This is a genomic window from Scytonema hankhaensis NUACC26 (assembly GCF_045865695.1).
In the GTDB taxonomy this organism is placed as follows: Bacteria; Cyanobacteriota; Cyanobacteriia; order Cyanobacteriales; family Nostocaceae; genus Scytonema.
Genome location: NZ_BAACAP010000255.1, coordinates 15691 through 39472 on the forward strand (window position 1 = coordinate 15691; position 23782 = coordinate 39472).

7 protein-coding genes and 1 pseudogene are annotated in these 23782 nt (G+C 42.9%); 1 reads left to right on the forward strand and 7 read right to left on the reverse strand.

Annotated features, from left to right (window positions below):
- Positions 1-3: 3 nt before the first annotated feature.
- From ACKTT2_RS51270 to ACKTT2_RS51295, 6 genes and pseudogenes are all read right to left on the reverse strand, one after another.
- Positions 4-5892, reverse strand: coding sequence for a beta-ketoacyl synthase N-terminal-like domain-containing protein (locus ACKTT2_RS51270; protein ID WP_407900832.1), 5889 nt, complete (start codon positions 5890-5892; stop codon positions 4-6).
- On the reverse strand, positions 5885-12559 hold the full coding sequence (locus tag ACKTT2_RS51275; RefSeq protein ID WP_407900833.1) for an SDR family NAD(P)-dependent oxidoreductase: 6675 nt from the start codon (positions 12557-12559) through the stop codon (positions 5885-5887). Before ACKTT2_RS51275 ends, ACKTT2_RS51270 begins: the two co-directional genes overlap by 8 nt.
- A complete protein-coding gene (locus tag ACKTT2_RS51280) occupies positions 12552-17876 on the reverse strand; it encodes a non-ribosomal peptide synthetase (protein ID WP_407900834.1) in 5325 nt (1774 codons plus the stop codon). Before ACKTT2_RS51280 ends, ACKTT2_RS51275 begins: the two co-directional genes overlap by 8 nt.
- Positions 17877-18141: 265 nt before the next feature.
- The gene (locus ACKTT2_RS51285; RefSeq protein WP_407900835.1) at positions 18142-18984 is read right to left on the reverse strand and encodes a cupin-like domain-containing protein; all 843 of its coding nucleotides are present in this window, start codon (positions 18982-18984) and stop codon (positions 18142-18144) included.
- Positions 18985-19030: 46 nt separating this feature from the next.
- Positions 19031-19360: pseudogene (locus ACKTT2_RS51290) on the reverse strand (AMP-binding protein); the annotation flags it as partial.
- 117 nt (positions 19361-19477) lie between these two features.
- On the reverse strand, positions 19478-19738 hold the full coding sequence (locus ACKTT2_RS51295) for a hypothetical protein (RefSeq protein WP_407900836.1): 261 nt from the start codon (positions 19736-19738) through the stop codon (positions 19478-19480).
- Positions 19739-20521: 783 nt separating this feature from the next.
- On the opposite strand from ACKTT2_RS51295, the gene ACKTT2_RS51300 reads away from it, so the two are divergent.
- Positions 20522-22555, forward strand: a complete 2034-nt coding sequence (locus ACKTT2_RS51300; RefSeq protein ID WP_407900837.1) for an AMP-dependent synthetase/ligase — start codon at positions 20522-20524, stop codon at positions 22553-22555.
- 71 nt (positions 22556-22626) lie between these two features.
- Here the strand turns inward: ACKTT2_RS51300 and ACKTT2_RS51305 are convergent, their stop codons facing one another.
- Positions 22627-23640, reverse strand: coding sequence for a DUF3102 domain-containing protein (locus tag ACKTT2_RS51305; protein ID WP_407900838.1), 1014 nt, complete (start codon positions 23638-23640; stop codon positions 22627-22629).
- Between the last annotated feature and the right edge of the window lie 142 nt (positions 23641-23782).

Genomic DNA, 23782 nt, shown 5'->3' on the forward strand with positions numbered 1-23782 from the left:
CTTTTACGAAACAAGATCCCCAACTTCTCCTCTAAAAAGCTGGGAATTTTGGTCTTCTAATTTTTCTAACTCTTCTATGACAATTTCTTCAATAACCAAAGCTAATTCAGCTACAGTAGGTGCTTCAAAGAGAGAACGAACAGGTAGTTCTACCTGAAAATTTTTGCGAACCTGAGAAATAAGTACAGTTCCCGTTAGAGAGTCTCCTCCTAATGCAAAGAAGCTGTCATGAATACCAATCGGCTCAATACCCAGTAACTCTTGAAAAATCTCAGCCAGTTTGCGCTCTGCATCATTACTAGGAGCAACATAGGTATTCTTTAAATTCGGTCTTGAGTGACGAGAAGATAAATTGACTTGTTGAGCAGCACTTTTCTCTTGTCTTGATTCTAGGTTAATCCATTGGTCAATTCTAGATTGTAAATTACCTGTCGAGATAACTATTTGATGATATTGACTCCATAAAAGAATATATTCAAGAGCATTGATTCCTTCAGGCGGTTCAATGGCAAATTCCGCCAAACTTGTGCCTGAAGGTATTTGTTGATTGTCTGCTCCAAATTGCCATGCATCCCAGTTAACGCTCATCCAAGAAACAGGATTTTTCTGATTGTGCTGGTAAGCAAAAGCGTCCGTCAAAAGACTGACTGCTGAGTAGCCAACAGAGCCTAATCCTCCTAAAACAGAGGTTAACGACGACATCAATAGACAAAAATCAAGCTTTTGGGACTGCAAAACTTCTTCTAAGACTAACAGTCCCTGCACTTTTGCTTGAAATTGCTGCTCGCACTCCGTATGGTCTATCTCTACAATAGGACTAAATAACTTCTCTACAGGTACTTTAGCTGTGTGGAACACTCCATTGAGTTCACCAAATTGCTTTTGTGCTCTCGCTTTCGCCCAATGCATCTGTTCTAAATTTACCACATTGGCGCTCAAGATTAAGACCAATGCCCCCAGCTTTTCCAGTTCCTGCACTTTGAGAATCTTGCGGCTGATGTTATCTTGCTCATCGTGAGTTACCAGCCACTCTTCCCACTCTTCTCGGTTGGGAAAATCGTCATGCTCCAAAAGCAGCAGTTTTGCTTGTACTGTTTTTGCCAGATGTTCGGCTATTACAAGTCCTATGTCTTCAAGTCCACCAGTTATTAGGTAAACCCCTTGTTCCCTTAACCTTGGTGTTTTAGGGACGCTTGCATCCAGTTGGACAGGCTCATAGGTTTGCACCCACCGTTCCAAACCACGGTAAGCGATCGCTGAGTCAGGGGAATTAGCTCTTAGCTCGTTCAGCAATTGCTCTACAAATTTCTCTTCTTGCCAACCCCCTGCTGAAGGAATAATAACATCAATGCTGCGACATCTAATATTTGAATATTCCTGTGGGATAACTTTAACAAGTCCAAGTACTGTTGCTTTTTCCGGACAGACATTTTCAACTCCGGTTACTGCTTGCACATTGTTGGAAATAACTGCAAGTTGTAACTCATCAGTAAAATTCTGTTTTCCAAGCGCCTGTACCAAAAACAGCAAGCTGTAGAATCCTTGTTCTTGAGCTGTGTTAAAGTCTGTAAGTTCTGACTGTGTCACACTCCACAGATGAATAATTCTTTTTGGTGTTAAATCTTGAGCGCGAAGTTCTTTGAGTAGGGTATTGTAATCATCCCCTTGTTGAGGATTTATTGTATATGCACGCTTGCCAAACTGCTCCTCTGTTGATTCGCTTCTACTGCCAAATTGCTCCCCAATTTTGACGGTAATCAAATCATGACCTTCAAGTTCGAGTCGCTTTACGATTTGAGCGCCCAACCCATACTCATCGACAAATACCAACCAGCACTCCGCTTGTTTGACCTGACCATTCAACTGCGGTGGTAGCGAACGTTTCCATGAAGGGATGTAGAACCAGTCAGCAACGTTGAGCTTTTTGCCTAATGATACTTCATGTGTTTTGGGAGCATTTTGTTCATGAAGCAACGCTGTAAATGCTGCTGGTACTTCGTGCGTTGTTGACGAAGAAGCCTGAGCCACAATTACGTGTTCCCTAAAAGCTTCAAATTCGGAAAAAGCCGCCACTTCAACAAATCCATGAGATTTGAGTTCTTCCTGCCATTCATCCTTTGATATAAAAGGATTACCCATATTGCGCTTGCCTTCAGGGTCTTCTATCGGATTCATGATTAGGGCGTCAATGACCTCAGCTTCCAAGGTGGCTTGAGTTGTCTCCCAAAGTAGAAGTAAGCCGTTAGGAGCGAGTAAAGAGCGCACGTGTTCAAGAGTTTGTCCAATGTTTTTAGCAACGTGCAATACCTTGAATGCTACTACCACATCATAGCTGTGCTTTTCATATCCCTGTTCTAGTGGCGACAGCGAGATGTCTAACAATCGATATTCAATAAATGGATAATCGCTAAATTTTTTCTTAGCTGCATTCAGGAAAAAACCACCTACGTCAGTAAAGGTGTAATTAGTTTGTTCTGATGGCAATATAGGTAACAGTTCTGCTGTAGCAGTACCAGTTCCAGCACCAATTTCTAAAACTCTTAGCTTAACTTCTGGCGGTAATGACTTCACGAGCTGTTTTGTACATACTCGCATAATTGAGTTGTAGTAATTATGCGAAGGCAAGCTTTGAACTGAAAATTCTCCTTCCTTGACTAACGTAGAAACATGAAACTCTAAAGGTTCTTTTTCACCAGTCAGTATGGCTACCATATTTTCGCCATAAAGTTGGAGCAGATCGATCTGTTGTAGTGTGTCTGTCCATCTGGCTCTCACTTCTGCTAAAAGCTCATTCACAGAATCTGTTGAAAGTGGCATTAGGTTAGTAAACAGCTCTTGCTCTTGATGTAACTGACCTTGCTCTACCAATATTTCCAACCATCGACCTAACAACTCCCGGTAGCGAGGAATAATCTGACATTGCTCAAACAATTCCTCCAGAGAATATTTTTTACTAGGATTGCTAAAAGCTCCTAAATGTGTTATAGCAAGATTAATATAGGCAGTACATAAACGATCCAACCACTGTCTTTTCTCTTGATAAGCTTGGTTGTCAAATTCCGAAGCTCCGACACGAGCTTGGAGTTGACCAACTTCTACCAGAGATTGCCAAAGTTCTGACGCTGTTAACTTGGGTTGTACGTCTCTTTGTACAGGTGATAATTTTTGCGGTTCAATCCAGTATCTTTGTCGCTCAAAGGGATATGTTGGCAAGGGAAGGCGATGTCGGCGCTCATGGGCATAAAATCCCGACCAATCAATCTTGACGGACTCAAGCCATAGCTGACCTAATGTGTTCAAGATGAAAGCAACATCTGACTGTTGCTCATAAGCATAACGCAGCGAGGACAACACTATTTTGTCATCACCAGAAACATTTTCTAAACATTGCACTGCCAAGCTGCTTAATGCCTGTCCCGGACCTACCTCTAACAAAATTGGACTGTGTTGTGTCCACAACTGGTGTACTCCCGAGCCAAAGCGCACGGGTTGACACATATGCTGTGTCCAGTAGCTCGGATTTGTGGCTTGCTCTGCTATTATCCAAGTTCCTGTAACGTTTGATACATAGGGAATTTGCGGTGGCTTAAGATCGATATTGCGTACTACTTCAGTAAAAGAGTTAGCGATCGCGGACATCATGTAAGAATGAAAGGCATGGGAGGTTTGCAATTGGCGACAAGCTAACCCCTTAGCGCTTAAGGACTGTGCTAATTCCTCTACAGCCTCTGTAGTTCCAGCAAGCACGCACTGAGATGAGCCATTGACTGCTGACAATGAAAGATTTTTGCTCAAAAAAGGTTGTACTTCTGTCTCAGAAAGGGGAACCGCCAGCATTGCTCCGCCTGGTAGCTCTTGAATCATTTGCGCTCTTTTAGCAACCAGAGTAATAGCGTCTTCTAGAGATAACACCCCTGCTAGAGTTGCTGCTACATATTCACCAATGCTGTAGCCAATCATTGCTACTGGACGAATCCCCCACGACATCCATAATTGAGCTAAAGCATACTCAATAGCAAATAGCGCTGGTTGGGTAAGATAGGTTTGATTCAGTTTTTGTGTGGCGGGATCTACTGGTAGGCGAGCGCGACCAAGCATTTGCCGTAAATCGATACCCGATTTTTCTTTTGTTGCTTCTTGCTTTTCGGTTGTTGAATGGGAAGTAGGATAAATGACTTCTTTGAGGTCAACACTCAACAAAGGTTGGAAGAGAGAACAACAGCGATCGAGGTGTTCGCGAAAAGTGGGCTCGACTTGATAAAGTTCAAGAGCCATGTTAATATATTGCGTCCCTAAACCAGTAAACATGAAAGCTACTGGGCGCTCATTCGTCTCCTCAGTGGTCGTCAGAACTCGTTTGGGGTTTTGGAAAGCAATTATGGCATCTTGAATGTCTTGACAAATAACCGTGCGCCGATAGCTAAAAGGGTGACGACCAACTTGCAGCGTATAAGCTACATCCGCAAGGTTAAGTTCGGGGTGCTGCTGGAGGCGATCGGTTAAATTAGCTGTTGCAGTTTCTAAGGCTGAATCAGTTTTGGCAGACAACATCAGTAACTGCCAAGGACGAGATTTGCCAGAAGATTCAACCATCGGAGCTTCTTCAAGGACGATATGGGCATTAGTCCCTCCAAGACCAAAAGAACTGACCCCAGCGCGACGGGGTGTCCCATTCGTTTGCCATGCAGACAGTTCGGTATTGACATAGAAGGGGCTACTGTCAAAGTCTATCTCGGGATTAGGGTCTTCAAAGTACAAGCTAGGCGGTATTTGTCTCTGCTTCAGAGCTAAGGCAGTTTTAATCAAGCTCGTGACGCCAGCAGCAGTATTCAAATGGCTAACATTTGGTTTGACCGAGCCGATCGCGCAAAAACCTTTCTTATTGGTTCTAGCACGAAACACCTTTGACAACGCCCGAAATTCGATTGGATCGCCCAAGGCTGTACCCGTTCCATGCGTCTCGATATAAGTGATTGTTTCCGGGTCAAATCCGGCGATTGCTTGTGCTTCTGCGATCGCCTCTGCTTGACCCGCAACACTAGGTGCCGTATAACTAACTTTCACTGCACCATCATTATTAATAGCAGAACCTTTAATAACCGCATAAATAGAGTCCCCATCCGCTACAGCATCCTCTAGTCTCTTGAGAACAACAATACCAACGCCTCTGCCAAAAGGACCGCCTTGGGCTTGTGCATCAAAGGCACGAGTGTGAGCATCGGGAGAAGCCATTCCACCTGCTTGATAGAAATAACCTTCTATTTGCGGAGTTTGGATTGCAATACCACCAGCCAGCGCCATATCACACTGATAACTCAACAATCCTCGACACGCCAGATGAACTGCTACAAGGGAAGTAGAGCAAGCTGTACCAATGCTGACACTAGGACCCTTTAGATTTAACTTGTAAGAAGTTCGTGTAGATATTGAATCCTTATCATTGCCAAGGGCAATTTGCATGTTTAGCGATTTGAACAACTCAGGGTGTGAAGCAAGATTATTGAGTAAGTATGTACTTAAATTGCCCCCAGCATAAATACCAGTTAAGTTCTTATCTGCTTTTGGATTATAACCAGCATTTTCCAACGCTTCCCAAGCACACTCCAAAAAAACTCGCTGTTGAGGATCGAGAATTTCAGCTTCTCTAGGAGAGTAGCCAAAGAATGAAGCGTCAAACATCTCAATGTCTTCTAACACAAACCCAGCTTTCACATAGTTGGGATCGCGCAAACAAGCGGAGTCTACACCTTGTGCAACTAACTCTTCATCGCTGAACAATGAAATAGATTCCACACCGTTGCACAAATTCTGCCAAAACTGAGCTACACCTTTGGCTCCAGGGAATCGCCCTGCCATGCCAATAACGGCTATGCCTTTCAACCCATTATTCATAAACCCTTCTCCTTTGCTTCATCAGTTGCATTTCTTCGGCAATCGCCGCTTCTTGCCTCTTGGCACGCTCTTGTGCTTGCTCAAAAGCAGGTTGTTCATTATTTTCTCGACTGAGATATGTTGCTAAGGCACTTATAGTAGGATATTCAAATAAGTCACCCGTTGAGAGATTGCGGCTCAATGCAGCCTGTAGTTTGCTGCGTATTTGCACCAACAGAAGTGAATCGCCGCCAAGCTCAAAGAAGTTGTCATGGACACCGACTTGTTCTCTTCCAAGAAGTTCTTGCCAAATGACAGAGATTTTTTGCTCGATTTCATTTGTGGGAGCAACATAGGCATTACTCAATTGCGGTCTTGGATATGTTGGTTTAGAGAGATTATCCCTCTCTATGGCTTCCAAGGCACTTGGCTCCTTACCGATCCCATTTGATGGAACTTGAGTCAGGAAATCATAGGTTGATACCAAAACCTGGGAAAATGTACTCTCCAAAATGCGGCTGAACGCCTCTACTCCTTCTTTTGGTGATAACCCTTGCTGAAGTAGTTGTCTTTGATACGCATTGACAGGTGTAGTGGGTTTTTTATTGAGTCCACCAAAAGCAGAATGCCGCGAGTCAGAAAAGGCTGTTCTGACTGTTTGTTGGTGACTAACCCCGTTTTTTGGAACAACCTCGGTACTCAGAAAGTCTTGATTTTGAATAGATACAACAATCTTGCCGATATGCTTAGCCCTAGCCATATATTCAAAGGCGCGAGCGACTGAATTCATGGGAAAGACCTGATGAGGCAGGGAATTGAAATTTCCGTCCTGGAAATGTTGCACAACTTCGTGCCACAAGTCACTAAAGTGAGGAAGTTGCCGATCTACGTTGATAGCAAAAAAGGATAAGCATTTTGCAAAAACTCCTAGACCTAGTTGGCTGTTGTTGAGGAGATCGCGCTTGCCAATTTCGAGAAAGCGTCCGTAAGGTGCGAGAGTTTCCAAGCTTCGGGTCAAGAATTCACCTGCAAGTGAATTCAAAACCACATCTACACCCCTGCTATTAGTACGTTGCATCACTTCATCGGCAAAACCCAAAGACCTAGAATCAAAGACGTGCTCAATGCCCAACGAACTCAAAAACGCCCGTTTTTCTGGGTTGCCAGCTGTAGCGAAGATTTCTGCTCCAACCCACTGAGCAATTTGCACTGCAGCTAAGCCAACTCCACCTGTAGCAGCATGGATGAGAACACGATCGCCCTGACTGAGCTTGCCCAATTTTATCAAGGAGTAGTAGGCTGTGGTAAAGGCTACCGGAAGTGTTGCTGCCTCTGACAAACTCAGATGTTTGGGTTTGGGTGCAACTGACAAAGCGGAAGTCGTGAGAAATCGGCTAAAACAGCCGTCGCCAAGGGCGATCGCTTCATCTCCAATTTCAAACCCCTCAACACCTTCTCCCAACGCAACTATTTTTCCGGCACACTCCAAACCAAACTTGAGATCGACATCAGATGGTATGGGAAGCATTCCTAGAGCGAGGAGTACTTCCTTAAAGTTGAGACCAGTCGCACCAACCTCAATTTCTACCTCGCCTGGACCTGGTTGCTGGCGTAATGCCCTTTGAAATGTCAAAGTCTCTAAAATGCCAGGAGAGGAAATTTGCAAACAGAAGTTTTGGCTTTCAGGAAGAGGAGATTGTTGTTGAGTAGAGCTTGTATCACTTTCTACCTTTCGCAGAGTATACTCTTCTATCTCGACCAACCCTCTTCCTTGGTCATCCATAATAGTGATGTCAAATTTCAGAGTATCGTTTCGGGACGAGTCATTTTTGGTACATCTAATATAACTGTATACTTTTTCAGGTAAAGATTCTTTGAACTTCAACCTTTTATAAGAAAACGGTAAGTAAACGCCTTCAGAGTTGAGGGTTAGAAAACCATTAGCATTGTCTAGTAAAGCAGGATGCAACTTATATGTGTTGATGTCAGCAGCAAATTCTCTTGGCAATTCCAGGGTTGCAAACCCCTGAAAAGTCCCGAATTTTGCCTGCTTTAAGTTGTTCCATCTGGAGCCAAATTCTATGTATCCTACTTGAAGTTTACTCTCACCTTCTGAAATGCTGATTGAGCGATCGCTACATCTGGCTGCAATTTCTTCAATGTCATATTTTTGAGGCGATTCTGCTTCTAGAATGGCTATTTCACCTCTAGCGTGTTCAAGCCATTTATCTTCCCCAGAATTCAATTGGCTGATAATTGAAAATTCAAATTTATCTCCCTGCTTTTTCAGAAGTGTACGAACTTCCTTTTCCTCATTTGCTTCTATAACTAAAGGAGCGAGAAAATATACTTCGCGGATTTCAATTATGCAATTCTGAGCGTGGTTTTCAACAGCGGCTCTAGCCATTTCTAGGTAGGCTGTTCCTGGAAGTGTTGCTTTTCCCATCACCTTGTGTTCATCCAGAACCCAGTGTTTGATGACACTCAAGTTGGAAATATATATCTCTTGCTCCGAACCATCGACAATATATTTGTCGAATAAAGGATGGTTCACTTCTTGAAATTGAGGTTTAGGAATATCTAGCGTTTGGGCAGATTGTTTCGCCGCTTCTGCTGCCATACCCACTTCTTGCCAAGCAGACCAATTAATAGCTACAGTGAATGTGCTATCTTGATTCCTCTTGTGAAGAGCAAAAGCGTCAAGAAAAGCATTGGCACTGACGTAATCCACCTGCCCAAATTCACCTTGGATGGCAGACATTGAGGAACATAGGACAAAGAAATCTAGCTGAGCGTTTTGGAAAAGACTATTAAGAACTAGCGTTCCTTTGACTTTAGGTGCCAAAATACTTTTTGTCACTTCCGCTGTTTTACGTTGAATTACGCCACCTCCGGGAACCCCAGCAGCGTGGATCGCACCATTGAACTTGCCAAACTGCTCCTGCGCCTTTTGGATCGCCCAATGCATTTGTTCAAAATTGGTAACATCAGCGCTCGCCACCAAAATTTCTGCACCCAGTTGTTCGAGTTCCTGCACTTTGAGAATCTTGCGGCTAGTACTGTCTTGCTCGCCGCGCTCGGTTAGCCACTCACTCCACTTGTCTCGATCGGGAAATTCCGAACGTCCCACAAGCAGCAGTTTTGCTTGTACTGTCAAAGCCAAATGCTCCGCCAGTGTAAGTCCAATTCCTCCGAGTCCACCTGTAATTAAATAGACTCCTTTTTCCCTTAATCTTAGTGTTTTTGCGGTATCTTTACCCAAACGGACAGGTTCAAAGTGTTGTACCCAACGGTGGTTTCCCCGGTAGGCGATCGCTGAGTCAGAGGATTGAGCTTCTAGTTCGTTCAGCAACTGGTCTATAAGTTTCTCACCTTGCCAACTTTTTACGAGCGTGGGAATTACAACATCAATGCTGCGACAACTAATGTCGGGATATTCTTGCGGGATAACCTTAACAGGTCCAAGGACAGTTGCCTTTTCAGGACATAGCACCTCTTCACCTGTCACTTCCTGCATATTGTTGGAGATAACTGCTATATGTAATTGCTCGGTAAGGTTTTGTTTTCCAAGTGCCTGAGCGAGAAATAACAGACTGTAGAATCCTAAATCTTCAGCTTTGTCAACTGCTGCTAGCTTTAATTCTACGTTATCGACAGGCGTGATATTCCATAAATGCACAATCGTGCTTGGGAACTTGTTTTGTGCTAGAAGTTCCTTACACAAGGCATCGTAGTCATCCCTTTGTTGAGGATTCAGCGTGTATTCGCACTCGCTGTGTTTAGTGAACTCCGAACCAATACTGACGGCGATCGCATCCCGACCTTCCAGTGCCAGTCGTTTCACTAATTCTTCACCTAAGCCGCACTCATCGGCAAACACAAGAGTACAAGACAAAGCCGACTTTTCACTCTTGTGCTTTTCAGGTAGTGGAGAGCGTTTCCATGATGGGACGTAAAACCAATTGGCAATGTCTGGCTTTTTACTTGGTAGAGAAGTGGACAATGGCTCTACACTCGTCTTGACAGTTACGGCTGGTTTTTGAGCTTGAATCCAGTAACGCTGGCGCTCAAAGGGATATGTTGGTAAGGGGAGACGATGACGGTGCTCGTTGGCATAAAATCCTGACCAATCCACCTGTACTCCATGTAGCCAGAGTTTGCCTAGTGTGTTCAGTAAAAACGCCACATCTGACTGTTTTTCCTTAGGATGTCGTAATGAACAGAGTGCTGGGGAATCTGAATGCTTTTGAGCAAAAGTACACAAGCTGCGTCCTGGACCAACTTCCAGTAAAATCGGATTTGGTTCTTGCAACAATGTAGAAATGCCAGCTGCAAACTGCACGGGTTGCCGTAAATGTCTTGCCCAGTAATTCGGATCTGTGGCTTGTTCTGTTGTAATCCAGGTTCCAGTGACGTTAGAGATAAAAGGAATTTGCGGAGAATTTAGTTGAACTTTTTTAACTTCTTTGATGAATGGCTCAATGATGGGTTCCATCATCACAGAATGAAAGGCATGAGAAGTATGCAGACGGCGACATTCTACACTTGATGCTGCAAGTTGCTCATAAATCCTGCCTACAGCATCATGGGTTCCTGAAACTACACACAAGGAAGGAGCATTGCTAGCAGCTAATGATAAATTTTCATTTAGTAAAGTTTTAATCTCTGTTTCTGCTTGCCCAACCGAAAGCATAGCACCTAGTGGCATTTGCTGCATCAGTCGCCCACGAATAGCAACCAGAATCAAAGTATCTTCAAGTAACATGACACCAGCAAGGCAAGCTGCTACATATTCCCCAATACTATGACCAATCATTGCCTGGGGAGAAATGCCCCATGACATCCACAACTTAGCGAGAGCATATTCTATGACAAACAATGCAGGCTGAGTGATGTCAGTTTGTTGCAGTTTTTCTGCTGCGGCTTTTGATTCGGATTCCTTGGGATAAATGAGCGATCGCAAATCCAGCCCCAAATGAGGTTGAAGCAATTGACAGCACAAATCAACCTGCTCCCTAAAAATGGGCTCAGTCTGGTAAAGTTCTTTCCCCATATCCACATACTGAGCGCCCTGTCCGGGGAACATGAATACGATGGGGCGATCGCTACCTTCTTTTAAGCGAGTGAAAATTCTTTGAGGATCTCGTAACTGCAAGGCACTGGTTGCATCCTTAATATCTTGGCACACTAGCACGCGACGACGATCAAACTCAGCACGCCCCACTTGCAGCGTATAAGCCATATCCGCTAAGTTCACATCAGGATGTTGCTTGAGGTGTTGAACCAGGTTTTCCGTTGTAGTTTCCAGAGCCGAGTCAGTTTTAGCAGAAAGTACTAACAACTGAACCGGGCGAGAAGGGCTAGAAGGTTCCAATGCTGGTGCTTCTTCTAGAATGACATGGGCATTAGTCCCACCTATACCCAAAGAACTGACACCAGCACGTCGAGGAGCACTTTCTGCTTTCCATTCTGCTAGCTGAGTATTAACGTAAAAGGGACTGTTGGCGAAATCAATCTTGGGATTGGGTTCCTCAAAATTCAAACTGGGTGGGATTTGTTTGTGTTTCAGGGCTAAAACAGTTTTAATCAGTCCTGCAATACCAGCTGCTGCATCTAAATGACCGATGTTTGTTTTAACTGAACCGATAGCACAAAAACTTTTTTTCTGGGTACTGCTACGAAAGACTCGAGAGAGTGCTGCAATTTCAATGGGATCGCCTAAGGCTGTACCAGTACCATGAGCTTCAATATAGCTTATCGTCTCTGGCTCAACTCCTGCGAGCATCATCGCTTCGGCAATCACTTCTGCTTGACCATTCACGCTCGGTGCTGTATAGCCAACTTTACCAGAACCATCGTTATTTATAGCTGAACCTTTAATGACAGTATGAATGCAATCGCCATCTGCGATCGCATCGCTCAATCTCTTGAGAACGACAATACCTACACCATTACCAATAGTTGTGCCCTGCGCTTTAGCATCAAAAGCACGACAGCGACCATCAGGAGATAATGTTCCTCCCTGTTCGTACAGATAACCCGTTTTTTGCGGTACGTGGATAGAAACCCCACCAGCCAAAGCCATATCGCATTGGTAATTCAACAAACTTTGGCATGCGAGTGTTGTTGCAACTAATGAGGTGGAACACGCTGTTTGTACTGTAATACTTGGTCCAGTCAGATTTAATTTATAAGAAACACGGGTAGTCAGAAAATCTTTATCATTACCAATAACTGTTTGGTAGCATTGGGCTGAACCCATGCGCTCGCGATTTAAATCTAAAGAATAATAGTTATTGAGGCTAGCACCAGCATAAACTCCAATTCGACTTGTAAACTTAGCAGAGTCATAACCAGCATTTTCCAATGCTTGCCAAGCGCACTCCAAAAAAAGACGGTGTTGTGGGTCAGTGACTTCCGCTTCTTTGGCATTAAAACTAAAAAAGGAAGCGTCAAATAAATCGATATCTTCTAGTATGGCACTGGCTTTTACATAATTGGGAACGCTTAGTATATTAAGATCTATTCCTTCAGATACGACTTCTTTATCTGTGAAGATAGAAATTGATTCTACACCATCCCGTAAATTCTGCCAAAACTCCTTAATATTTTTAGCACCGGGAAAACGCCCTGCTATGCCAATGATGGCGATCCCTTCCAAGGGCTCATAATCTTTAGCGCTATTCATAAATCTTTTTACCTTGCTTGCTCAATTGTTGTTTTTGACGGTTGATAGCCTCTATTTGCTTATGAACCCGATGGCGCGTTGATTGAAAAGAAGGCGTATTTTCTAATTTTTGACTTAAATATTGTGCTAAGGAATTGATAGTTGGATTTTGAAACATTTCTACAATTAATAAATTTTTGTGCAAAATTTCCTGGAGTTTATTATTAACCTGAACCATCAATAATGAATGACCACCAAGGTCAAAGAAATTATCATTAACACCTACTTTTTCTAGGTGCAGCAATTCTTGCCAAACAGTAGCGATCGTTTGCTCCAATTTAGAGCGTGGAGCTTGATAACCTTCAGTCAATTCTGGACGATTGATATCTGGTACAGGTAATGCTCGGCGATCGACTTTATTATTTGTTGTCAATGGCAGTGCCTTCATCTGTACAAATGCTGATGGTACCAAGTAATCTGGTAGTTGCTGTCTGAGAAAATGCCGTAAATCATCAGTAAAAATTTTTGTTTCTATTTTGGCTACAAAGTAAGCTACTAAAAGACGATTTCCTGGGGTATCCTCCCGCATTAACACTACGGTTTCTTGCACTTCTGGGTGTTGTCCTAGTGTCTCCTCAATCTCTCCAAGTTCAATACGGTGACCTCGTATCTTCACCTGATGGTCAATTCGCCCCAAAAACTCCAAAGTTCCGTCTCCTCGATATCGAGCCAAGTCTCCCGTTTTGTACAATCTCGCTCCGAGCTTCTTACTGAAGGGATTGGGAATAAATTTAAGAGCAGTTAACTCAGATCGATTTAGATAACCTCTGGCTAGCCCTGTTCCGCCAATGTAAAGTTCGCCTGGTACACCAACAGGAACGGGTTGTAAGTATCGATCGAGCAGATAGATTTCTGTGTTGGCAATAGGGCAACCTATAGGCGGGATATCGTTGCTCCCCTTCTGCAACAAAGCAAATGTTGAATAGGTTGTATCTTCTGAGGGACCGTATAAATTAACAACCTGTTGAATGTTATCCTTTTTATATAGTTGTTGTACAAGTTTGTTCTGAAGTGGTTCACCAGCTAAGTTGATTGTATGCACTGAATCTGGAATACCGTCAACACTCAATAACTCTGTAATGACACTGGGAACGGTATTGATAAGGGTTACTTCTAAGGCTTGTGACGAGGTAGGTAAATGAAGAGCATTTTCGACTAAGATTATCTTACCACCATAGCTGAGTGGGACAAAGATCTCAAAAACTGAAAGGTCAAAGCAAATTGAAGTTGTTGCCAAAACTCCAGCTAAAACTTCAATAGAAAAGAACTTTTTCGCCCAACCCAATAAGGCACTTGCGCTACGATGTTCGATTGCTACGCCCTTGGGTTTACCTGTAGAACCAGAAGTGTAAATTGCATAGGCTAAGTTGTCAGAATTTATCTTGCTCAAAGAGTTTTTTGAACTTTCGTCCCCAATCTTTTCCCAATGAGTATCAAGACAAACTACTCTTAATCCATCAGTTGGCAATTTCTCTGTCAAACTCTGCTTGGTTAATAGCACTGTCACTTGAGCATCTGCTAGCATAAATGCTAAGCGCTCTTTAGGATATGCAGGATCTAGTGGTAAGTAGGCTCCACCAGCTTTGAGGATGCCCAAGAGTCCCACAACCATGGACAGCGATCGCTCCATGCAAATACCAACAAGCACCTCTGGTTTAACACCCAACTTCTGCAAGTAGTGCGCGACTCTGTTCGCCTGGTTGTTTAACTCACGGTAAGTCAGTTGCTGGTTTTCAAAGACGACTGCAATCGAATTGGGCGTTCGTTCTACCTCCTGCTCAAACAACTGATGAATGCACTGATTACAAGGATAATCTGTCTTTGTATCATTCCAATCAACTATGAGTTGATGTTTCTCAGATGCAGTCAGTAAGGGCAAATCGACAATTGCATTATTGGGATTCGCAATAATACCTTCCAGCATTGTCTGGAAATGACCCAGCATTCGAGTTATAGTATCCGCATTAAACAGATCCGTATTGTACTCACCAGTCGCAACCAACCCCTGTTCAGAGTCTTCCATAAACAGAGTCAGGTCAAACTTTGCCGTACCGCTGTAGCTCTCTTGACCGACTATTGATATGTTGGATAACTTAGGAGTTGGCAACGGCATATTCTGGAGAACAAACATTACCTGAAATAACGGGTTGTAACTGAGGTCGCGCTCCGGTTGTAATTCCTCCACTAACTTCCCAAAAGGTAGGTCTTGGTGAACATAGGCTTCTAAGGCTGTTGATTTTACCCGGAAAAGCAACTCTCTAAAACTGAGTTTACCATCAAGTTTGCTCCGCAGTACCAAAACATTGACAAAAAATCCTATTAACGACTCAATTTCTGCTCGGTTGCGGCTAGCAATTGGTGAACCCACCAGGATATCTATCTGTCCTGTATAGCGGTAAAGTAAGGTTTTAAAAGCCGCCAGCAAGGTCATAAATAAAGTGACGCCTTCTTGATGGCTTAGCTTTTTGAGTTCTTGTGTCAGGGCTTGAGGCAGAGCTAATCTAGCTTGAGCACCATTGAAAGTCTGAACTGGCAATCGCGGACGGTCGGTCGGCAAGTTTAATACTGGCAAATCTCCACCTAACTGCTGCTTCCAATACTCCAACAGGGGTTGAATACGCTCGCTTTGTAACCACTGGTGCTGCCAATAGGTAAAATCTACATATTGAATAGGTAATTCAGGAAGTGGAGAGGGTCTTCCTTGGGAGAATGCTTCATACAGTGCTGCTAGTTCTTTAATAAGAATCCCCGTAGACCATCCATCTGCAATAATATGATGCAGCGTCAGGAGTAGCCTATGTTCTTGTTCAGCTAAGTGTAGAAGTTTTGCACGCCAAAGCGGTTCGCTTGACAAGTCGAAGGACTGTTGAGCTAAGAGAGTGGATAGACGTTGTACTTCTTTTGTGCGTTCGCTTTCTGAGAATTCTTGCAAGTCCTCAACTGACAAAGTTAGAAGTATAGCTGGTTTGATAACCTGAACGGGTCTGCCTTCATTGACTACAAAGTTAGTCCGTAAAACTTCGTGACGTCTGATGATTTCGTTTAAGCTTTTCTCTAGTACAACTACATTAATATGTCCTGTGAGATTAATAATGATAGGAATATTATATACAGGGGAATTCAGAGCTAGTTGATTGATAAACCACAGTCGCTGCTGGGCAAAAGAGAGAGGATGAAAGGACGTGGTTTTTTGCACTTGAGAAACGGAGGGTTTATGAGCCTCTGTTGTCAGAAGAGCAAGTATTTTGATGGAAAGCGATCGCGCACTCAAACCTTCAAAGAAATCAGCAATAGATACAGTAACTTCCAGGTCAACCTCAATTCGATTTTTTAACTCAAAAACTTTTAAAGAATCGAGTCCCAAAGTACTGAGTGGTTGTTGAGAATTGACCTCTTGCGGTGTTATTGAAAGCACCCGCGCTACTTGTTCCACTAAATAAGACTCTAACAACAGCTGACTCTCTTGTGGGGTAAGCGCCAACAGAGCGTCGCGTTGCACCCTATTTTCCTGAGTTTCAATATCAGCGGTTTTGAGGATGCTGCTACCAACTACATCCAATTTGCCAGCCAGAAAATCTGCTTTAGTGGCGCGGCGTTGAATCTTACCACTAGAGGTTTTGCAAATGCTACCAGGTTTAATGAGCACTACCGCATACACTTCCACCTCATGTTCTTCGGTGACTGTTTGACGGATTGCTGCGATCGCTTCATCAATGTTCGGTTTAGCGCGAAACTCCAATTCTTGCACTACGATCAGCCGTTCTTCATTGCCTACTTCCACAGAAAAAACAGCGTTACTACTCGAACGCAATGAAGAGTGGCTGCGCTCAGCGGTCAGTTCTATATCCTGTGGGTAGAGGTTGCGACCTCGAATAATGATTAAATCTTTGGCTCTTCCCGTGATAAAGAGATCTCCATTGTGCAAAAAGCCTAGATCCCCAGTTCGCAAAAAAGGTCCTTCTCCTGTGTCTCGCAAGTAAACATGGAAGGTTTGTTCTGTTTCTTCTTTCCGATTCCAATAACCCCGAGCAACACTCGATCCTGATACCCAAATTTCCCCCACTCTATCAGAAGCACACAGAGTTAGCGATTCTGGTTCGGCAATAACAATTTTTGTATCAAGCCATGAACGTCCACACCCTACTAGATACCTAACATTCTCAGTATTTTCAGATGCTTCCACGACTTGGTTTTGTTCTAAAGCCTCTGCTTGAACAGTACAGTAAATCGGTTCATCTTTCACATCACCGCCCGAAACCATTAAAGTGGCTTCAGCCATACCATAACAGGGATAGAAAAAGCTAGACTGAAAACCACAGGGTTTGAAAAATGCTGCAAACTTCTCCAAGGTTTCTTGGCGAATTGGCTCTGCTCCACTGTAAGCGCTACGCCAACTGCTTAAGTCAAGAGTTTCCCGTTGTTCTAGGGTAATCTTGTTAACACAAAGCTCGTAGGCAAAATTAGGACCGCCACAATGAGTTGCTCTACAACGCGAAATTGCTTGAAGCCATCGAATTGGTCTCTGAATAAAAGCTCCGGGCGGCATCAAAACACCTAGAAACCCCGTATATAAGGGTTGGATAATCCCGTCGATGAGTCCCATATCATGGAAACTAGGTAACCACGTAACGGAGACACTTTCTGGTGTGAGTTCAAACGCCTGCTTTATGTACTCGGAATTGTGTAGTAAATTGCCATGACTTACCATCACTCCCTTCGGTATTCCTGTAGAACCTGATGTGTATTGTAGAAAGGCTAGAGAATCTTGATGAATAGCTGGATGTTCCCAAGAGTCTTCTATTCCCTGTGCTAGGTTGTCAGTTGTTAGCCACTGCAAATCCTCTAGATTCCTTTTTTGGGCAAGCAGAGATTGTAATTTAGACAACAGAGTAGTTGTGGTTAACGCAACACAAGTTTGTGCATCTGAGATAATCGCCTGTACTCTAGGGGTATTGCGCTGATTGTGCGGTGGGTAAGCTGGAACCGCTACGACTCCTGCATACAAGCAACCCAAAAATGTCGTTAAGTAATCTAGCCCTGGCGGATAGAGCAGTAAGGCACGTTCCCCACTTAAACCCAAGGTTTGGAGTTGAGCTGCGATCGCACGAGAGCGCCGATCCAACTCGTGGTAATTCAGCGTTGATTCTAAAGTCTCTCCATCTTCAAGGAAGGTGAATGCTTGTGTGTGCGGTGTTTTGGAACTGCGAGCGCGCAGAACTTCAACAATTGTCGCATACTGATGGGGAATGTCTTGTAATTTATTGAAAATTTGAGTCATTTTCTACCTCAGGCTATCAGATGCACGCTTTCAATGGTTAAACGGGGCAAGCTTAATGACAAATTCAACCCTCTCTCGAGAAGAGACACTGCCTTCAAGCCTTCATAATTAATGTTTGGAAAATTTTTCTCGGATAAACCTCAACTGTTACTTTACAGAATCTATAGCGCAAATACCCAGGGTAAGAACATCTCAATTAAGCTTGACACAAGGAATCAGAAAAATCTAATGCATTTACCCTGAACGGGTACTGAAGAGCCTAAAATTACGAGCCATCATGTGTAAATAGTACTGTTTTAGAATGATGCAATATATTCAAAATAATAGAGAAAATTCTCTTTTGTCTGAACCAATCTCCTATGTTAATATCATACCAAAATGACAATGATATGTTCTCATCTACTCCTGTAACATGATGCCACCAAAAAGGTGGTATATAGAGCATTTCTCCAGCTTGGAGTATAATTTCCTTTTTTTGTTGCCAAGGAAATTTTGGAAATAATTCCAAATTGGAGTTGAGAGGATCTACTTTACTACAATATTCTAAAGCGCCACGCTCTCCATTAGGTGGATAAAATGATAAATAATTTGAAGGAGGATACAGAAGTATTCTTTTTCTGCCTCGAATTTGAGCAAGAATATTATGTTCTCTATCAAAGTGAAGAGTAGTAGTATTACCACAGGAACCAAACCAGAAGTTAATTTTTGGTTTTCTACTAAAATACTCTGGATAATTTATATCAACAGTTAGTTCAGGAAAAAATTTTTCTAAATCTACTGCACACATATAATATCTTAAAGAATTTTCTGTTTTCTTTTCACTAAATTTTATATCTACATATTCCTTGAACTTCATAAATGTGTCAGGGTAAGTTTTATCGTATACATATTGATAATTATTCAAATAGTTTTCGGCATAACAAAGTACACGAATAGTATGATTGCCACATTTTTTTATTAGATAATCATTAGACCAATTTTTACAGGCATTCCAATTTTCAGCAACACTATCAATTAAAAAAGGTTGATATTGCTTCCAAAGCTCTACAAATTTTTTTCTACTAGGATTTGTAATCTTCAAAATTGAATCACTATTTTTAACTACCATAAAAAACTCCAAGAATTTAATTGCTCTTATTTGTTGAGTAATAGTGGCTTTTAGTTGGCGTTACTGGTGGATAAGCTGGAACCGCCACGACTCCTGCGTAGAGACAACCAAAAAAAGCACTCAAGTAATCTAGCCCTGGTGGATAAAGCAATATAGCACGTTCCCCACTTAAACCAAGGGTTTGGAGTTGAGCTGCGATCGCACGAGAGCGCCGATCCAACTCATGGTAACTCAGCGTCGATTCTAAAGTCTCTCCATCTTCAAGGAAGGTGAATGCTTGTGTGTGCGGTGTTCTGGAATTGCGAGCGCGCAGAACTTCAACAATTGTCGCATACTGATGGGGAATGTCTTGTAACTTATTGAGAATCGAAGTCATTTTCTACCTCAGGCTATCAGATGCACGCTTTCAATGGTTCAACAGGGCAAGCTCAATAACAGATTCTACCCTCACAGAGAAGGAATACTGCCTTTAAACCTTCATATTCATAATTCTTTAATGATTGCAGCATTCAACTAATCGTGCATTAATTGCACGTTCAAGCCAAAAATCTTCTATCCCTTGTGTTAGGTTATCCGTTGTTAGCCAACGTAGATTTTCCTGGTTTGTTTCTTTTGTAACTAAAGACTGTACAGTGGAAAGAATTAAGGTGAACGCTTGTGTGTGCGGCGTTTTGAAACTGCGAGCGAGCAGAACTTCAACCATTGTCGCATACTGATAGGGGACTTCTTGTAATTTACTGAGAATTTGAGTCATTTTCTGCCTCAAGCGATCGGATACACGCAAACAATGGTTAAGTGGGGGCAAGCTCAATGACAAATTCAACCCTCTCTTGAGAAAAGACACTGCCTTTAAGCCTTCATGTTATTCAATCAGGGATAATTCTTTATTGGATAGACCTCAACTGTTCCCTTACAGAATATACAGCGCAACCGCCCAGTTAGCCACGCTGGTCTTAGTTTCAACTTATTGCTAGTTATTTTTAGTTAACTCTTTTTACTCTACAGGTAGCTTATTATCTTTTGCAACCCCCAGAGTTATAGATAAAAGTTATCAATATTTTCTCTAACTATCGGCTGCCACTAATTTCAAAAAAGTTATAACTTAGGATAGATGCTAAATGCAAAATTTAGATAAATTTGCCTGTCTCAATATCGTCTAAAGATTCTGTGTAGTCTTGGTTACTGAGATAAACTCCCCAAGAAGATTTGACAGCGGAATGCTTTCTTTGAAAATACGGTGAATTGTTTAGTGTAGAAATAAACAAGAGGCTTCCAAGATTTGGCTGAATATCGACTTAACATAACGGCTAAATCTCATCAATAAGTGATAAGAATTAGCAATAATTATGTTAAGATTTCCTCTGTTCGTGTAAATTTTTATTTGTTGTAGTCTCATTGGGCTTGCTTTACTCAGTGCAAATAACTTTTAATAATCTCTATCCTGCTTGCGATCGGCACCAGCAGATTCAGTGGTGTAATTGAGTTAAGAGAGAAACGGTCAGCACATACAACAGATTTACTCTTTAGACAATGTTTTATGACAAAAACATACAGTAACTGTTCTTTACTATCTAACATTACTGAGCAAGAACGCCAAGGATTACAGCGTCTAGCAGATTACTCCAACATTCAGTCTCTGCCAGAAATTTGGTCATTAGCAGCACAGCGATTTAGTGATATTGTCGCCCTTCGTGACCCTCATGCTAAACCAGAAGTCATTTTGACATTTACTCAACTCGGTCAACAAATTCAACAATTTGCTGCTGGCTTACAAGCATTAGGGGTGAAAGCCCTTGAGCGTGTCTCCCTGATTTCGGATAATAGTCCTCGTTGGTTCGTTGCCGATCAAGGCATTATGACCGCAGGGGCGGTTGATGCGGTGCGTAGCTCCCAAGCCGAACGAGAAGAACTGTTATTTATCATCGCCCATAGTGGCAGCACGGCGCTGGTTGTGGAAGATTTAAAAACTTTCAATAAGTTACAAGAGCGTCTTCACGAGCTGCCAATTCAATTAGTCATCTTACTTTCAGATGAAGCTTCCCCGACAGACGAAACCCTAAAAATAGTTAACTTTACTCAGTTATTGGAAATTGGGGCAAAGCGTAGTTTGACGCCAGTCAAGCAAACTCACGATACTTTGGCGACACTTATATATACTTCTGGTACCACAGGCAAACCCAAAGGGGTGATGCTTTCTCACGGCAATTTGATACATCAGGCGATCGTGTTAGGGACAGTACTACAACCGCAACCAGGAGACATAGCCCTCAGCATCCTTCCTACTTGGCACGTTTACGAACGGACAGTTGAATATTTTTTACTCTCTCAAGGTTGCACGCAAATCTACACTAACTTACGCTTTGTCAAACAGGATTTGAAAGAATTTAAACCCAATTATATGTTGGGTGTACCGCGCCTATGGGAATCGATTTATGAAGGAGCACAAAAGCAGTTCCGCGAACAACCTGCAAATAAGCAACGCTTGATTAATTATTTTCTGGGCGTTAGTGAGAAATATATTAAAGCGCAACGAGTTGCCCAAGGATTGAGTTTAGAAAATTTGAACCCCTCATTAGTCGGGCGCTTAGCAGCTAGAATACAAGCATCAGCTTTGTTACCTCTCCACGCTTTGGGAGAACGACTAGTTTATGCCAAGGTACGAGAAGCAACAGGGGGAAGAATCAAGCAGATGATTAGCGGTGGCGGTGCGCTACCCAAGCATATAGATAACTTTTTTGAGATTATTAATGTCGAGCTTTTGCAAGGCTATGGTTTAACGGAAACTTCTCCCGTCACTCATGTGCGTCGTCCTTGGCATAATTTACGCGGTTCTGCAGGGCAACCGATATCTGGTACAGAAACTAAAATAGTAGATCCTGAGACTCGCAAACCCCTACCCACTGGAGAGAAAGGTTTGGTACTGCTCACTGGACCGCAAATTATGCAAGGCTATTACCAAAATCCTGAAGCAACGGCGAAAGCAATTGACACCGAAGGTTGGTTTGATAGCGGCGATCTAGGTTGGGTGACACCGCAAAATGATTTGGTACTGACCGGACGGGCGAAAGACACAATTGTATTAACAAATGGAGAAAATATCGAGCCACAACCGATAGAAGACGCTTGTTTGCGATCGCCCTATATCGATCAAATTCTGCTTGTTGGGCAAGATCGACGTAGTCTCGGTGCTTTGATTGTTCCCAATCTCGAAGCCCTACGAAAATGGGCAGAAACTCTCAATCTGCATCTACGTCTTCCAGAGGAAGCAGCCATTGAACTTAGCTCGACTCAGGATTGGGCATCTAAGACAGAAGTGGATCTAGAGAGTAAGATATTTCAGGATTTATTTCGGCAAGAATTGAATCGGGAAGTGCAAAACCGTCCTGGTTATCGACCTAATGACCGCATTGGTTTATTCAAGTTGATTTTGGAGCCGTTTTCTATAGAAAATGGCATGATGACACAAACACTAAAAGTTAGGCGACACATCGTTATGGAACGCTATCGCGATCTTATTAATGGGATGTTTACCTCACAAGGCTCGTCAAGCCTTGCAGACGGTTCAAGGTAAGGCAGTTGCCCAATTCTTCAGGCAGAACTTAAAAAAGGTGTGTGGATTTGTAGAGATTGAAAACTTAACAGCTATGCCATACTCAATAGCTCAGCTGTCAATCCTGACTGAGCGATCGCTTGAACACAACGCTTCTCTGAGGGATCGCCTGCAAAAATCTTTCTCTGTAGCTTATGAGCGACTTCTATCATATCCCGGTTTGGTAACCAGGGAAAAACGATGACCTCCCCAGTTGAGGAAAACATCTTGACGAGCTGTTCGATCAATTGCTCTTTGAGATCTGATTCCGGAAAAACGATGACAGTCTTCGCCCGTTCAATTAACCAATCGTGATCCCAGTCATCAGCGGTAACCGCAATCGCAAGAGTCGAAAAGGGTATGCGTTCGATAAACTCGTGTGAGGCTGTATCACCACAAAACAAAAGATGCTGCTTTCCCAGCAAGTACCAACCGGGCTGAAGTTCGTTACCCATAGCAACAACAGAAGAAGTCGCACTCTTCGGTGCAGTCACCTCCATCGCTGATGCTTCGAGCTCAGTAACTTGAGGTACCGTAGCAGTACTCTCCTGCTTTTGAGTAGGTGGCTTTGGTAGCTCAGACGAAACAACAGCAGTTGGTTGTGATTTTTCTGACTCAATCACCTGACGAAGATTTTTACTAGTTATATTTTCACCTTCTTTAGCTCGTTGTAGAAATTGCTGACGTACTTCTTGTGGGGTTGATGGTGCAGCTAGTATATAAAGAGCAGTTGTGGCAATATCTATTTGTGCAAGATTTGCACATTCACCAAACGCTTCATAAACATTAATAAAGTTGTAAGCTGTGCGCCGACTCCAACCAAACTCAGCTTTCAACCACGTCTCAAACTGACCGTGCTTTAGCTGCGATCGCACCTCAGCTAGCTTTTGACCAATTTCCCATATATCCTCAGCCGTGCGCCGCAAACGCTCTTTAATTTCCCCAGTTCGCTGCTGAACTACACTACGCTGTTTGTTATCTAAAGTTTCATAGTCAAAACTAGTGACGACTTGGTTCTGTTTTTCCAACTTGCTCGCAATTCCTTTAGGCTGCTTTCCTTGTAACATTACTTTATATACTTTAAGCTTATAATATTACTGTATTCTATTTAATAGCATAGTGTAAACTAGCGAAAATAAGGCATTGCTGATTTCAAATATAAAAACTCACGCATTCGACGTTCCCTTTCCTCACCGGACGAAGAGTGCG